This is a genomic window from Amycolatopsis sp. cmx-8-4 (assembly GCF_046548675.1).
Taxonomy (GTDB): Bacteria; Actinomycetota; Actinomycetes; order Mycobacteriales; family Pseudonocardiaceae; genus Amycolatopsis.
Window position 1 is genome coordinate 65317 of sequence record NZ_JAEBDZ010000040.1, and the last position, 13262, is coordinate 78578.

15 protein-coding genes are annotated in these 13262 nt (G+C 71.0%); 9 read left to right on the forward strand and 6 right to left on the reverse strand.

Annotated elements, in window-relative coordinates:
• The first annotated feature begins 87 nt into the window (after positions 1–87).
• Positions 88–1239 (forward strand): type I restriction endonuclease, encoded by a 1152-nt coding sequence (locus ACLJQZ_RS43860; protein ID WP_410627148.1) that lies wholly within the window; start codon positions 88–90, stop codon positions 1237–1239.
• Here the strand turns inward: ACLJQZ_RS43860 and ACLJQZ_RS43865 are convergent.
• The 4 genes from ACLJQZ_RS43865 to ACLJQZ_RS43880 are packed head-to-tail and all read right to left on the reverse strand — an operon-like array spanning position 1221 to position 4084.
• Positions 1221–2450 (reverse strand): serine hydrolase domain-containing protein, encoded by a 1230-nt coding sequence (locus ACLJQZ_RS43865; protein ID WP_410627150.1) that lies wholly within the window; start codon positions 2448–2450, stop codon positions 1221–1223. The two genes, ACLJQZ_RS43860 and ACLJQZ_RS43865, sit on opposite strands and share 19 nt — an antisense overlap.
• A gap of 9 nt (positions 2451–2459) precedes the next feature.
• The gene (locus ACLJQZ_RS43870) at positions 2460–3272 is read right to left on the reverse strand and encodes a siderophore-interacting protein (protein ID WP_410627152.1); all 813 of its coding nucleotides are present in this window, start codon (positions 3270–3272) and stop codon (positions 2460–2462) included.
• 33 nt (positions 3273–3305) lie between these two features.
• Positions 3306–3671: a hypothetical protein gene (locus tag ACLJQZ_RS43875; RefSeq protein WP_410627154.1), complete on the reverse strand. Its 366-nt coding sequence runs from the start codon at positions 3669–3671 to the stop codon at positions 3306–3308.
• Positions 3668–4084 carry an SgcJ/EcaC family oxidoreductase gene (locus tag ACLJQZ_RS43880; protein ID WP_410627156.1) on the reverse strand — a complete coding sequence of 139 codons (417 nt, stop codon included), beginning with the start codon at positions 4082–4084 and terminating at the stop codon, positions 3668–3670. The genes ACLJQZ_RS43875 and ACLJQZ_RS43880 overlap by 4 nt, the downstream gene beginning before the upstream one ends.
• A gap of 108 nt (positions 4085–4192) precedes the next feature.
• Between ACLJQZ_RS43880 and ACLJQZ_RS43885 the strand changes: the two genes are divergently transcribed.
• Positions 4193–4900: a TetR/AcrR family transcriptional regulator gene (locus tag ACLJQZ_RS43885; protein ID WP_410627158.1), complete on the forward strand. Its 708-nt coding sequence runs from the start codon at positions 4193–4195 to the stop codon at positions 4898–4900.
• 3 nt (positions 4901–4903) lie between these two features.
• Here the strand turns inward: ACLJQZ_RS43885 and ACLJQZ_RS43890 are convergent, their stop codons facing one another.
• Positions 4904–5824, reverse strand: a complete 921-nt coding sequence (locus tag ACLJQZ_RS43890; RefSeq protein ID WP_326959478.1) for an NADP-dependent oxidoreductase — start codon at positions 5822–5824, stop codon at positions 4904–4906.
• 70 nt (positions 5825–5894) lie between these two features.
• Positions 5895–7127 carry a radical SAM family heme chaperone HemW gene (gene hemW / locus ACLJQZ_RS43895; RefSeq protein WP_410627160.1) on the reverse strand — a complete coding sequence of 411 codons (1233 nt, stop codon included), beginning with the start codon at positions 7125–7127 and terminating at the stop codon, positions 5895–5897.
• 269 nt (positions 7128–7396) lie between these two features.
• Between hemW and ACLJQZ_RS43900 the strand changes: the two genes are divergently transcribed.
• From ACLJQZ_RS43900 to ACLJQZ_RS43930, 7 genes are all read left to right on the forward strand, one after another.
• Positions 7397–7483: a putative leader peptide gene (locus ACLJQZ_RS43900; protein WP_371827718.1), complete on the forward strand. Its 87-nt coding sequence runs from the start codon at positions 7397–7399 to the stop codon at positions 7481–7483.
• 99 nt (positions 7484–7582) lie between these two features.
• Positions 7583–9277, forward strand: a complete 1695-nt coding sequence (locus ACLJQZ_RS43905) for a nitrite/sulfite reductase (RefSeq protein ID WP_410627162.1) — start codon at positions 7583–7585, stop codon at positions 9275–9277.
• The gene (locus ACLJQZ_RS43910) at positions 9274–9429 is read left to right on the forward strand and encodes an Insertion element protein (protein ID WP_328451118.1); all 156 of its coding nucleotides are present in this window, start codon (positions 9274–9276) and stop codon (positions 9427–9429) included. The genes ACLJQZ_RS43905 and ACLJQZ_RS43910 overlap by 4 nt, the downstream gene beginning before the upstream one ends.
• Entirely contained in the window at positions 9426–10121 is a 696-nt protein-coding gene (locus ACLJQZ_RS43915) for a phosphoadenylyl-sulfate reductase (protein WP_326943300.1), read from the forward strand. Before ACLJQZ_RS43910 ends, ACLJQZ_RS43915 begins: the two co-directional genes overlap by 4 nt.
• A 20-nt stretch (positions 10122–10141) precedes the next feature.
• Positions 10142–11092: a sulfate adenylyltransferase subunit CysD gene (cysD, locus tag ACLJQZ_RS43920; RefSeq protein ID WP_410627164.1), complete on the forward strand. Its 951-nt coding sequence runs from the start codon at positions 10142–10144 to the stop codon at positions 11090–11092.
• Positions 11092–12354, forward strand: coding sequence for a sulfate adenylyltransferase subunit 1 (locus ACLJQZ_RS43925; protein ID WP_410627166.1), 1263 nt, complete (start codon positions 11092–11094; stop codon positions 12352–12354). Before cysD ends, ACLJQZ_RS43925 begins: the two co-directional genes overlap by 1 nt.
• Positions 12351–13094, forward strand: coding sequence for a sirohydrochlorin chelatase (locus tag ACLJQZ_RS43930; RefSeq protein ID WP_410627168.1), 744 nt, complete (start codon positions 12351–12353; stop codon positions 13092–13094). The genes ACLJQZ_RS43925 and ACLJQZ_RS43930 overlap by 4 nt, the downstream gene beginning before the upstream one ends.
• Positions 13095–13262 lie beyond the last annotated feature (168 nt).

Consider the following 13262-nt stretch of genomic DNA (forward strand, 5'->3'; position numbering starts at 1 on the left):
GGAACGCCCGGCCGTCCGGTCCGTAACAGACCGGACGGCCGCGGCGACTCTGGCGCTTGATCAGTTCCCGCAGAGATCGGCACCGGCATGGACATCGCGGAGCGCGCGCAAGCACTCGCCCTGAAGATCCGCAAGCACAAGGACGGCATCGAGACCGAAGAGGCGACCAAGAACGCCTTCGTGATGCCGTTCATCAGCACCGTGCTCGGCTACGACGTGTTCAACCCGGCCGAGGTGATCCCCGAGTTCACCGCCGACGTGGGCACCAAGCGGGGTGAGAAGATCGACTACGCGATCGTGCACAACGGGCAGGTGCAGGTCCTCGTCGAGGCCAAGAAGATCAACGACCCGCTCCGGATCGAGCACGCCTCGCAGCTCTTCCGCTACTTCGCCGTCACGAACGCGCGGATCGCCGTGCTGACCAACGGGCAGGTCTACCAGTTCTACACCGACCTCGACGCGCCGAACCGGATGGACGCCAAGCCGTTCCTGGTGATGGACTTCGCGGACATCGACGAGACCCTGCTGCCCGAACTGGCGAAGCTCACGAAGGAGGACTTCGACCTCGACTCGGTCATCAGCGCGGCCGGCGAGCTGAAGTACATCGGGCAGCTGAAGCGGATCCTCGCGGCGCAGTTCAAGGAGCCGGAGGACGAGTGGGTGAAGTTCCTGACGACGCGGGTCTACGAAGGGGCGTTCACCCAGCGCGTGCGCGAGCAGTTCGGCCCGCTGGTGAGCAAGGCGACTCGCCAGTTCCTGAACGAGCAGGTCAACGACCGCCTGAAGAACGCACTCGGCGGGCCCGACGCCTACGTCAGCGTCTCCACGGGAACCGGAACCGACACCGCGCCGCAAGCCGGACCGCCGGTCGCCGAAAGCCCCGACCGGGAGGACGACCTCGTCACCACCGAGGAAGAGCTGGAGGGCTACCGGGTGGTCCGCGCCATCGTCTGCGGCGAGGTGCCGGCCGCGAGGATCGCCGCCCGCGACACCAAGACCTACTTCGGCGTGCTGCTGGACGACAACAACCGCAAGCCCATCGCGCGGCTGTGGTTCAACCGCTCGAAGAAGTACCTCGGCGTCTTCGACGAGAACAAGGCCGAGACCCGGATCCCGATCACGAGCGTGGAGGAGATCTACACCCACGCCGACCACCTGCGGCGAACGGTGGCGCGGTACGTGGCCGCACCCCCGATCGCCACCGACGTCGTCGAGGAACCTCAGTCCACGAGCGCTTGATAGACCAGCTGCCGCAGCTGCGGTCGCAGCCGGTAGGTGCTCGACGGCAGCAGCTGTGTGTAGAACCCCACTGTCACGTCCTCGAGGGGATCCACCCAGAACGCCGTGCTCGCCGCGCCGCCCCAGGCGAATTCTCCGGTCGATGCCACCGTGCGGGCCTTCACCGGGTCCTCCAGGACCGAAAACCCGAGACCGAAGCCGTGGCCGTCGAACGGCATCTCCGCGAACAGCGGCCGGCCGAACGCCTCCAGGTCCACGTGGCCCGGCAGGTGGTTGCTCGCCATCAGCTCGACCGTCCGCGGGGCCAGCACGCGGGTGCCCTCGAGTTCGCCGCCGCGCAGCAGCATCTCCGTGAAACGCCAGTAGTCCGGCGCCGAAGACACCAGGCCGCCGCCGCCCGAGAGGCACGAGGGGCGGGACGTGCCCAGTGCTCCGAACGCGTCGTTCCTCGAGATCCCGCCAGAAGAAGGGTCCGGTAGGTACATCGCCGCCAGGCGGTCGGTGTCGGACGTGAAGAAACCCGTGTCCGTCATGCCCAGCGGGCCGAAGATGCGGGAGGCGAAGAACTCGTCCAGCGACTGGCCGGACACCACCTCGACGACGCGGCCGAGGACGTCCGTCGCGATCGAGTAGTTCCACTCCGCCCCGGGCTGGAACAGCAGCGGCAGCTTCGCCCACTGCTCGGAACACGCGGCCAGGTCCAGACCCGGCGGGGTGCCCCACTCGAAGCCGGCCGCGCGGTAGATCGCGTCCACCGGGTGGCCGTGGTGGAAGCCGTACGTCAGGCCCGCCGTGTGCGTCAGCAGGTGCCACACCCGGATCGGGGCCGTGGCGGGCTCGGTCAGCGGCTTCAGCGCCGATCCCTTGACGAACACCCGCGGCGACGCGAACTCCGGCAGCCACTGCGAGATCGGGTCGTCCAGCTCCAGGAGACCCTCTTCGGCGAGGATCATCGCGGCGACCGACGTGATCGGCTTGGTCATCGAGAAGATCCGCCAGAGCGTGTCCGGCTCGACCGGCAGCCCGGCCTCGACGTCGCGATGGCCGCCGCTGCCGACGTGCACGATCTTGCCGTGCCTGCTCACCACCGCGAGCCAGCCGGGCAACCGTCCATTGTCGACATACCGGGCGAAGTGGTCGTCGATCCGCTTCAGCCGCGCCGCGTCGAACCCGGCCTCGGCCGGGTCGACGTCTACCTTCAGCTCACCCATGCAGCGAGGTTACTTCTCCCGCGCGCGCTCGGCCGCTTTCTCTTCGCGCCAGGCTTCGTCGTCCTTGCCGACGCGCCAGTAGCCGGAGATCGACAGCAGCTCGCGCCGCACGCCCCGCTCGTCGAGCAGGTACCGGCGCAGGTCGCGGACGAAGCCCGCCTCACCGTGCACGAACGCCTGCACGACGCCCGCACGCCACGGCAGCGCCCGCACCGCCGCGGTGACGTCGCCGCCCGACGCGCGGTGCAGCCAGGTGATCTGCGCGTCCGCCTTGGTGACCAGCGCCTGCTCCTCGCTCGCGTCCTCGACCAGGATCACGGCGTGCGCCGGGACGCCGGCCGGGAGCGCCTCGAGCGACGCCGCGATGGCCGGCAGCGCGCTCTCGTCGCCGGCCAGCAGGTGCCAGTCGGCGTCGGCGCCCGGCGCGTACGCGCCACCCGGGCCGGACAGCAGCAGCTCGTCACCGGGCTGGGCCGAGGCCGCCCACGGGCCGGCGATGCCTTCGTCACCGTGGTGCACGAAGTCGAAGACCAGCTCGCCGGCCTGCGGGTCGAACGCCCGGACCGTGTAGGACCGCATCCGCGGCCACTGCTCGCGCGGGAGCGCGGCCCGGATCTCCTGGACGTCGAACGGCTCCGGGTACACGACGCCGGGCACCTTGAACAGGACCTTCACGTAGGCGTCCGTGAAGGCGTTGGGCGCGAAATCGGCGATGCCGTCCCCGCCCGCGACGATCCGGATCATGTGCGGGGTGAGCCGCTCGGTGCGCAGCACGCGCAGCTTCACCGCGGGCCGTCCGGACCGCCGGGGTGCTTCGGCCATCGGCCAACTCCTCGCTCAAGTACTAAGGCTTACCTAAGTCACCCTACGCGCCGGAAGCGGCTCCGGGCCATCCGGCCGACCGAGTTCTTCCAGCATCCGGGCGAAAGCGACAGCCGTCCGCGCCCGGAACCCGAGGAAGAACCGGTTGGCCAGCGGCACACCCCAGCGCCCCCAGGACGCCACGTTGACCACGCGGTGATCGACGCGCGTGCCGGCCGGATCGGCCGTGACGCGGTATTCGCCGCGGTACCACCAGCCACCCTGGACCGCGAGGAAACCCCGGTCGGGGTCGATCTCCGTCCGCATCGGGTAGCCGCCGGTCACCCGCCGCCGCACCTCTTCGAACACCTCCGCCGCGGGGCGCGCGACGACTCCCGAGGCCTCCGCAAGCGTTTTCACCCGCGCGGATCCGAGACGCGGGTGTTCTGGAACGCCGTGATCAGCCATTCGCCGTCCTCCCGGACCAGCGCGAAACCGACGGTGGACTCGCGGCCGGCGTCGGCGGTCTCGCCGCCGCCGAGCGAGGAGCCGCCGCCCACCACGGCGATGGCGACGTCCGGCCGGACGAACCGCACCTTGGTCTCGGCGCCGAGGTTCCCAGTCAGCTTCGAGCCCTTCAGTGGCCCTTCGAAGAGCGCGCGGTGCCCGCTCTCGATCGCGGCCCGGCCGGGCATGTTCAGCCCGAAGAAGGTGATGTAGTCCGCGTCATCGGTGAAGAGCCGGCCGTACGCGGTGGCGTCGCCGTCGTTCCAGGCCTGCGTGAGCCGGTCGAGCACGGCGCGGACGTCGGCTTCGGCGGTGGTCGTGGTCATGAGATCCCCTTCGCGAACGCTGTTCGTCTTACGAACACCGTTCTACATACGAACGACGTTCGCGTCAAGTACAGTGTTCGTTACGTTCGTGAACCCAGGAGGTGCTCGTTGACCGTTCCCCCGCCGCCGTGGCGCCGCCCCCCGCGCCGCCGCGCCGCGAAACCCGCGCTCTCGCAGGAGCTCGTCGTCAAGACGGCGCTGGAGATCCTGGCGAAGGAGGGCTTCGACGCGGTGACGATGCGCCGGGTCGCGCAGGAGCTGGAGACGGGACCCGCGTCGCTCTACGCGCACGTGTCGAACAAGGACGAACTGGCGGAGCTGATGCTCGACGCCGTCCTGGGCGACCTGCCGCTGCCGGACCCCGACCCGGCACGCTGGGACGAGCAGGTGAAAGAGCTGGTCGGCGCGCAGATCCGCGCGATGGTCGCGCACCCGGGCATCGCGCGGGTGGCGTGGAACATCGCCGTGCCGGTCAACCCCAGCTCACTGCACCAGGGCGAAGCGATGCTCGCGCTGCTGCGCGCGGGCGGGCTCGACCTCAAGCAGGCGAGCTTCGCGGGAGACGCGCTTTCGCTCTACGCCAAGGCGTACGCGTACGAGGCGAGCGGCTGGACGTGGGGCGAGATCGACGCCGACGACGTCTCCGAGCGCGGGAAGCAGATGCTGGCCTACATGCGGTCGCTGCCCGCGGACGCGTTCCCGAACATGCTGCTCATGGGCGAGTTCTTCACCGAGGAGACCGCGACCGAGCGGCTCGAGTTCGCGCTCGACGTGTTCCTGGCCGGTGTGAAGGTGGTCGCGGCCAGGAACACGTGAGCGTCAGGGGACCAGGACGATCTTGCCGCGCGTGTGGCGCTGCTCCAGCTCGAGGTAGGCGTGCTGCACCTCGTCGAGCGGGTACACGCTCGCGATGGGCACCTCCAGCAGGCCCTTGGCGATCAGCGTCGCCAGCTCGCGCAGGACGTCCGCCGACGACGCGGCGGCGCTGCCCTCGGCCTTCACGTTGTACTTCTCGGCCGCGGCGAAGTCGATGATCGTGTCGATCCGGCCCGCGTAGACGCCGAGGCGCAGCGCGAGGTCGACGTAGCCGGAGCCGTAGGTGTCGACGAACGCCTGGACGCCGTTCGGCGCCGCGGCCTTGATCCGGTCTTCGACACCCTCGCCGTACGCGACCGGGACGACGTCGAGCTTGCGCAGCCACGCGTGGTTCGCCTCGCTCGCGAGGCCGATCACCGTGGCCCCGGACAGCTTCGCGAGCTGGACGGCCAGCGAGCCGACCCCGCCCGCGGCCCCCGAGACGACGACCGTCTCGCCTTCGCGCGGGTACACCGCGCGCACCGCGGCGTACGCGGTGGCGCCGGCGACGAACAGCGAACCGGCCGCTTCCCAGGACACGCCGTCGGGGCGCGGCGTCAGGTTCTCCGCCGGTGCCACGACGAACTCCGCCTGGCTGGACCGGGTCTCGACGAAGCCGATGACCTCGTCGCCGACCTCGATCTCCTCGACGCCTTCGCCGAGTTCGGCGACCACGCCGGCGAAGTCGCTGCCCTGGCCCGAAGGGAAGGTCGCCGGCCAGCGGTCGTGCAGCAGACCGCGTCTGATCGAGCTCTCCCCGGGGTTGATCCCGGCGGCGCGGACCTCGACGAGCACCTGGCCCGGTCCGGGCGCGGGCCGCGGGACGTCTTCCACCCGCAGGACGTCCGCTTCGCCGTACTCGCCGAACCTGATCGCGCGCGCCATGGGCCCTCCTCGAACGTCGTTGCTTGATGCAAGTAACGACGTGCGCCGGCGATTTATGCCCGGGACGGCCTCATCCCGCAAGCCGGCGGACGACACCGTCGGCCAGCAGGCGGCCGCGGTCGGTCAGCACCGCGCGGCCGCGGGAGTCCAATGCGGACGGATCGAGCAGCCCTTCGGCCGCCGCCGCCCGGGCCTCCGCCAGGCCCGGCTCGTCCAGCACGTCCAGCGGCAGTCCTTCGGCGACGCGCAGTTCGAGCATGATCCGTTCGAGGTGCTGGTCCTCGTCGGTGAGCACCTCGCGCCCGCCCGCGGGCGAGGCGCCGGCGGCGAGCAGCGACGTGTAGCGCGCCGGGTGCTTGACGTTCCACCAGCGCACCCCGCCGACGTGGCTGTGCGCGCCCGGACCGGCGCCCCACCAGTCGTCACCACGCCAGTAGGCGAGGTTGTGGCGGCAGCGGGCGGCGTCGGTGGCCGCCCAGTTCGACACCTCGTACCAGCTCAGGCCGGCCGCCGACAGGGTCGCGTCGATCATCTCGTAGTCCGCGGCCAGCACGTCGTCGTCCGGCGCGGGCAGCTCGCCGCGGCGGACGCGGCGGGCCAGCGCGGTGCCCTCCTCGACGATCAGCGCGTACGCCGAGACGTGGTCGACCCCGGCGGCCAGCACGGCCTCCAGCGTCGCCTGCAGGTCTTCGCGGCGCTCGCCGGGCGTGCCGTAGATCACGTCCAGGTTCACGTGCTCGAACCCGGCCGCGCGCGCTTCGGCGGCGGCCTTCCCGGGCCGGCCCGGCGTGTGCACACGGTCGAGGATCTTGAGCACGTGCCGCGCCGCGGACTGCATCCCCAGCGACACCCGCGTGTAGCCGGCCTCGCGGATCCCGGCGAAGAACTCCGGCGACGTCGACTCCGGGTTCGACTCGGTGGTGACCTCGGCGCCGGGCGCGAGGCCGAAGACGTCGCGGACGGCGTCGAGCACCGACCGCAGCCCGTCGGCGCCGAGCAGCGACGGCGTGCCGCCCCCGACGAAGACCGTCTCCGCGGCGGGCGGCACGACCAGCACCTTCGCGGCCAGTTCCAGCTCCCGGCGCAGCCCTTCGAGCCACGACTGCGGTGACGAGCCGGAGTCCAGTTCGCCCGCGGTGTAGGTGTTGAAGTCGCAGTACCCGCAGCGGGTCGCGCAGAACGGGACGTGCACGTAGACGCCGAACGCTCTGCTGCCGAGACCCTTCAGCGCGCTTTCCGGCAACGCCGGGTCGATCGGTGTGGCGGGGTCGGGACGCAGGTCGGGCACCCTCCGATTGTCCACCCCGCCACGGCCTGACCCCCGCTGAGGGCCCGTTCGGGTCAAGGCCGCTCACCGAGCCGCCGCCCACGCCGGGCAAGACGAGAGCCGCTGCGCTGTCCGGCCCCCACCGACCCGGCCGTCGAGCGGTTGACACCGGCCGCGGCGGGCCCGGCGCCTCCGAGACGCAGGTCGCGGGCCCGCTTGGGCGCGCATTTTCGCTGGTTAGTGACCCTTCTCCCACCATCCGGACTGCGCTGGACCACATTGTGGACGCGTGGCACGCTGAGCGGGTGACTTCTGCCGGTGTTCTCCTCGTGGCACGCCGCCACGTCGACCTCCTGCGGGTCGCCAGTGCCCTCTGCGTGCCCGTTCGCTGACTGCGTCGCCACCACTGCCACGAAATCTGGACAGCGGCGCCGGAGGGAAGGTGTTTCGCGTCCCCCGGTGCCACGAAAAGCCTCTCGGAGGACGCCCCCATGGCCTCGCCAACGCGTGATACCCCCGCCCGCCCCGCGCGCGTCAAGCAGAAGCGCGGCGAAGGGCAGTGGGCGCTCGGTTACCGGGAGCCGCTGAACCCGAACGAGCGGTCCAAGAAGGACGACAACCCGCTGAACGTGCGCGCGCGAATCGAGAACATCTACGCCCACCGCGGGTTCGACGCCATCGACCCCGGCGACCTGCGCGGCCGGTTCCGCTGGTTCGGCCTCTACACCCAGCGCAAGCCCGGCATCGACGGCGGCCGCACCGCGACGCTGGAGCCGGAGGAGCTGGACGACCGCTACTTCATGCTGCGCGTCCGGCTCGACGGCGGCGCGCTGACCACCGAGCAGCTCGCCGTGCTCGGCGAGATCTCCCAGACGCACGCGCGCGGCACCGCCGACATCACCGACCGGCAGAACATCCAGTACCACTGGATTCAGATCGAAGATGTGCCGACGATCTGGGACAAGCTGGAGAAGTCCGGCATGACCACGATGGAGGCCTGCGGCGACAGCCCGCGCGTCATCCTCGGCTCCCCCGTCGCGGGCATCGCGGCGGACGAGGTCATCGACGGCACGCCGGCGATCGACGAGATCAAGCGCCGCTACATCGGCGACCCGGCCTACTCGAACCTGCCGCGCAAGTTCAAGACCGCCATCTCCGGCCAGTCCGACGTCGCGCACGAGATCCACGACATCGCGTTCGTCGGCGTGAACCACCCCGAGCACGGTCCCGGCTTCGACCTCTGGGTCGGCGGCGGCCTGTCCACCAACCCGATGATCGGGCAGCGCCTCGGCGCGTGGGTGCCGCGCGACGAGATCCCGGACGTCTGGGAAGGCGTCATCTCGCTCTTCCGCGACTACGGCTACCGGCGGCTGCGGGCCCGCGCCCGGATCAAGTTCCTGGTCAAGGACTGGGGTGCCGAGAAGTTCCGCCAGGTGCTGCAGGACGAGTACCTCAAGCGCGAGCTGATCGACGGCCCGGCGCCGGAGACCCCCGCGGCCCCGATCGACCACGTCGGGGTGCACCCGCAGGTCGACGGCAAGTTCTACGTCGGCGCGGCGCCGATCGCCGGGCGCGTCTCCGGTGACACGCTCGTCGCCGTCGCCGAGGCCGCCGAGCGGGCCGGGTCGAACCGAGTCCGGCTCACCCCGCAGCAGAAGCTCGTCGTGCTCGACGTCCCCGAGGCGCAGGTGCCGGCACTGCAGGCGGCGCTGGTCGAGCTGGGTCTCGACAGCAACCCATCGCCGTGGCGGCGCGGGGTGATGGCCTGCACCGGGCTGGAGTTCTGCAAGCTCGCCATCGTCGAGACGAAGGCCCGCGCGCAGCAGCTGGTCACGGACCTGGAGAAGTCCCTCGCCGACATCCAGGCCGAGCTGGACACCCCGGTCAGCGTGCACCTCAACGGCTGCCCCAACTCCTGCGCGCGGATCCAGACCGCGGACATCGGCCTCAAGGGCCAGATCGTCACCGACGCCGACGGCAACCAGGTCGAGGGCTTCCAGGTGCACCTCGGCGGCGGCCTCGGCCTCGACGCCGGGTTCGGCCGGAAGCTGCGCGGGCACAAGGTGACCGCGGCGGAACTGACCGGGTACGTCGAACGCGTCGTGCGCGCTTACGTCACCGGGCGCGAACCCGGCGAGCGGTTCCCGCAGTGGGCGGCGCGTGCCGAAGAGAGCGTTTTGCAGTGACGAGCACCGAACGCGCGGCGCCGTACTACTGCCCGTACTGCGGCGACGAGGACCTGCGCCCGGAAGAGAACGGCAGCTGGCTGTGTTCCGCTTGTCGCCGGGTTTTCTCGGTGAAGTTCCTCGGACTGTCCCTCCCGGAGGTGTCCCGATGACCGCCACAGCCGACTACAAGACCCTCGCCGAACGCGCTTCGAAGGAACTCGCGGACGCGACCGCGGACGAGGCGATCCGCTGGACCGTCGACACGTTCGGCGACGACTTCATCGTCGCGTCCAACATGCAGGACGCCGTGCTGATCGACCTCGCCACGAAGGCGAAGTCCGACGTGGACGTTCTGTTCCTGGAGACCGGGTACCACTTCGCCGAGACGATCGGCACCCGCGACGCGGTGCAGGCGGTCTACCCGAACGTCAAGATCGTCAACGCGCAGGCCGAGCAGAGCGTCGCCGAGCAGGACGCCGAGTACGGCGAGAAGCTGCACGACCGCGACCCCACGCTGTGCTGCAACCTGCGCAAGGTCGTGCCGCTGCGCAAGACCCTCGGCAACTACTCGGCGTGGATCACCGGCGTCCGCCGGGTCGACGCGCCGACCCGCGCGAACACCCCGATCGTCACCTGGGACGACCGCAACGGCCTGGTGAAGATCAACCCGATCGCGGCCTGGACCGACGACGAGTTCAACGGCTACATCGCCGAGCACGGGATCCTCGAGAACCCGCTGGTCTCGATCGGCTACCTCTCGATCGGCTGCGCGCCCTGCACGGCCAGGGTCGAGCCGGGCCAGGACGCCCGCAGCGGCCGGTGGGCGGGCCAGTCGAAGACCGAGTGCGGACTGCACGGCTGATGTCAGACACCGAGGGACGCATGACAACTTTGGAACCCGCGGCCACTGTGCCGTCCTGGGGAAACCCCCAGACCCCCCTGGCACAGGACAACCTGGCCGCTCTCGAATCCGAAGCGATCCACATCTTCCGGGAGGTGGCCGGCGAGTTCGACCGCCCGGTGATCCTGTTCTCCGGCGGCAAGGACTCGACGCTGCTGCTGCACCTGGCGATCAAGGCGTTCTGGCCGGCGCCGGTGCCGTTCCCGCTGCTGCACGTCGACACCGGGCACAACTTCGACGAGGTCATCGAGTTCCGCGACCGCGTCGTCGAGCAGCACGGGCTGCGCCTGGTCGTCGCGAAGGTCCAGGACTGGATCGACGACGGGCGCCTGGAGGAACGCGCCGACGGGATGCGCAACCCGTTGCAGACCACGCCGTTGCTCGACACCATCTCGGCGAACAAGTTCGACGCCGTGTTCGGCGGCGGCCGCCGCGACGAGGAGCGCGCCCGGGCCAAGGAGCGGATCTTCAGCCTCCGCAACGCCTTCGGCCAGTGGGAGCCGCGTCGCCAGCGGCCCGAGCTGTGGAACCTGTACAACGGCCGGCACCGCCCGGGCGAGCAGGTCCGCGTCTTCCCGCTGTCCAACTGGACCGAGGCGGACGTCTGGAACTACATCGCCCGCGAAAAGGTCGAGCTGCCGTCGATCTACTACGCGCACCAGCGCGAGGTGTACCTGCGCGACGGCATGTGGCTCGCCGAAGGCCCGTGGGGCGGGCCGCGACCGGGCGAAGAGGTCCGTGAGCGGACCGTGCGCTACCGGACCGTCGGCGACGGCTCGTGCACCGGCGCGATCGAGTCCACCGCGAGCACCGTCGAAGAGGTCATCGCCGAGGTGTCCGCCTCGCGGCTCACCGAGCGCGGCGCCACCCGCGCCGACGACCGGATGTCCGAGGCGGCCATGGAAGACCGCAAGCGTGAGGGGTACTTCTGATGTCCAGCCTATTGCGGCTCGCGACGGCGGGCAGCGTCGACGACGGCAAGTCCACGCTCGTCGGCCGGCTGCTCTACGACACGAAGTCCGTGCTGGCCGACCAGCTGGACGCCGTCACCCGCGCGTCCGTCGACAAGGGACTGTCCACACCGGACCTGTCCCTGCTCGTCGACGGCCTGCGCTCGGAACGCGAGCAGGGCATCACCATCGACGTCGCCTACCGCTACTTCGCGACGCCGAAGCGGTCGTTCGTGCTGGCCGACACGCCGGGGCACGTGCAGTACACGCGCAACACGGTGACCGGCGCGTCCACCGCGCAGCTGGCCGTGCTGCTGGTCGACGCGCGCAAGGGCGTCATCGAGCAGACCCGGCGGCACGCGGCCGTGCTCGCGCTGCTCGGCGTGCCGCAGCTGGTGCTCGCGGTGAACAAGATCGACCTCGTCGGCTACGACGAAGCGACGTTCACGGTGATCGCCGAGGAGTTCGCCACGCACGCCGAATCCCTGGGCTACCAGCGTGGTTCGGTGCTCGCGGTCCCGGTGTCGGCGCTGGAGGGCGACAACGTCGCGTCGCGCTCGGACCGGACGCCGTGGTACTCCGGCCCGAGCCTGCTGGAGCACCTGGAAGAGGTGCCGGTCGCGCCCGACCCGCACGACTCGGCGCTGCGGTTCCCGGTGCAGTACGTCATCCGCCCGCGCACGCCCGAGTACCCGGATTACCGCGGCTACGCGGGCCAGATCGCCGCGGGCACGGTCCGCCCGGGTGACGAGATCGTCGTGCTGCCGCAAGGCATCCGCAGCCGCGTGGAGCGGATCGACACCGCCGACGGCCCGCTCGAAGAAGCCGGTTCCGGGACGTCGGTGACGCTGCTGCTGGCCGACGACATCGACATCTCCCGCGGCGACCTGATCGCGGCCGCGGACTCGCCGCCGGAGGTGACCGACGAGATCACCGGCACGCTGTGCTGGCTGTCGTCGAAGCCGCTCAAGCCGGGCGCGCGGGTGCTGGTCAAGCACGGCGCGCGCACGGTGCAGGCGCTGGTCGGCGAGCTGCACGCGCGGTTCGACGAGCAGAAGCTGGCCAGCGTGGCCGCGCCGGGTTCGCTGGAGCTGAACGACATCGGCCTGGTCACCCTGACGCTGGCCGAGGAGCTGAGCGTCGACGACTACGGCGTCAGCCCGCGCACCGGTGCGTTCCTGGTGATCGACCCGAAGGACGGCGACACCCTGGCCGCCGGGCTGGTGGGTGAGCGGTTCTCGTGACCCCGCCCCTGGTCGCCGTCGCGCACGGCAGCCGTGACCCCCGCTCGGCGTCGACCGTGCGGGCCCTGGCCGACGTCGTGCGCGCGCGGGCGCCGGGACTGTCGGTGCACGAGTCCTTTTTGGACCTTTCGGAGCCTCGGGTCACCGATGTCCTGCGTTCGTTGTACGAGGCCGGCCACCGGACGGCGGTCGTGGTGCCGCTGCTGCTGGGCAGCGCGTTCCACGCCCGGGTCGACCTGCCGGCGCTGGTGTCGTCGGTGACCGCCGAGTGCCCCGGCTTCTGCGTCCAGATCTCGGACGTTCTCGGCGCGGACCCGGCGTTGGAGGCGGTCGCCCTCGATCGGCTTTCCGCGGCCCCGCGACGGCGCGGCACGGGTGTGCTGCTGAGCGCGGTCGGCTCGTCCAACGCCTCGGCGAACGCGGTCGTGACCGGTTTGGCCGCGCGCTGGGAAGAGCGGCTCGGCCTTCCGGTGAGCGAGGCGTTCGCGAGCGCGACCCAGCCGGACATCCCGGCGGCCGCCGCGCGGCTGCGGGACCGCGGCGTGCAACACCTGATCGTGGCGTCGTGGTTCCTGGCGCCGGGCCTGCTGCCGGACCGGATCGCCCGCTTGGCCCGCGAAGCGGACCCGGGCGCGTTCCTCGCCGCACCGCTGGCGGACGACCCGCGCGTCGCGGACGTCGTGATCGGCCGGTACGCCACCGCCGTCACCGAGCTGCTGCGCGCCGGAGCGCACGTTTAAGCACCCGCACTCCGGGCGCTGTGTTGGCCACTCCGGGCGCCGTGTTGGCCACTCCGGGCGCCGTGTTGGCCACTCCGGGCGCCGTGTTGGCCACTCCGGGCGCCGTGTTGGCCACTCCGGGCGCCGTGTTGGCCACTCCGGGCGCCGTGTTGGCCACTCCGGGCGCCG

Bases quoted from the DNA above. Each gene is read 5' to 3' on its own strand.
- ACLJQZ_RS43860 (WP_410627148.1), top strand. From the start codon at position 88: ATGGACATCGCGGAGCGCGCGCAAGCACTCGCCCTGAAGATCCGCAAG.
- ACLJQZ_RS43865 (WP_410627150.1), bottom strand. From the start codon at position 2,450: ATGGGTGAGCTGAAGGTAGACGTCGACCCGGCCGAGGCCGGGTTCGAC.
- ACLJQZ_RS43870 (WP_410627152.1), bottom strand. From the start codon at position 3,272: ATGGCCGAAGCACCCCGGCGGTCCGGACGGCCCGCGGTGAAGCTGCGC.
- ACLJQZ_RS43880 (WP_410627156.1), bottom strand. From the start codon at position 4,084: ATGACCACGACCACCGCCGAAGCCGACGTCCGCGCCGTGCTCGACCGG.
- ACLJQZ_RS43890 (WP_326959478.1), bottom strand. From the start codon at position 5,824: ATGGCGCGCGCGATCAGGTTCGGCGAGTACGGCGAAGCGGACGTCCTG.
- ACLJQZ_RS43905 (WP_410627162.1), top strand. From the start codon at position 7,583: ATGGCCTCGCCAACGCGTGATACCCCCGCCCGCCCCGCGCGCGTCAAG.
- ACLJQZ_RS43915 (WP_326943300.1), top strand. From the start codon at position 9,426: ATGACCGCCACAGCCGACTACAAGACCCTCGCCGAACGCGCTTCGAAG.
- cysD (WP_410627164.1), top strand. From the start codon at position 10,142: ATGACAACTTTGGAACCCGCGGCCACTGTGCCGTCCTGGGGAAACCCC.
- ACLJQZ_RS43925 (WP_410627166.1), top strand. From the start codon at position 11,092: ATGTCCAGCCTATTGCGGCTCGCGACGGCGGGCAGCGTCGACGACGGC.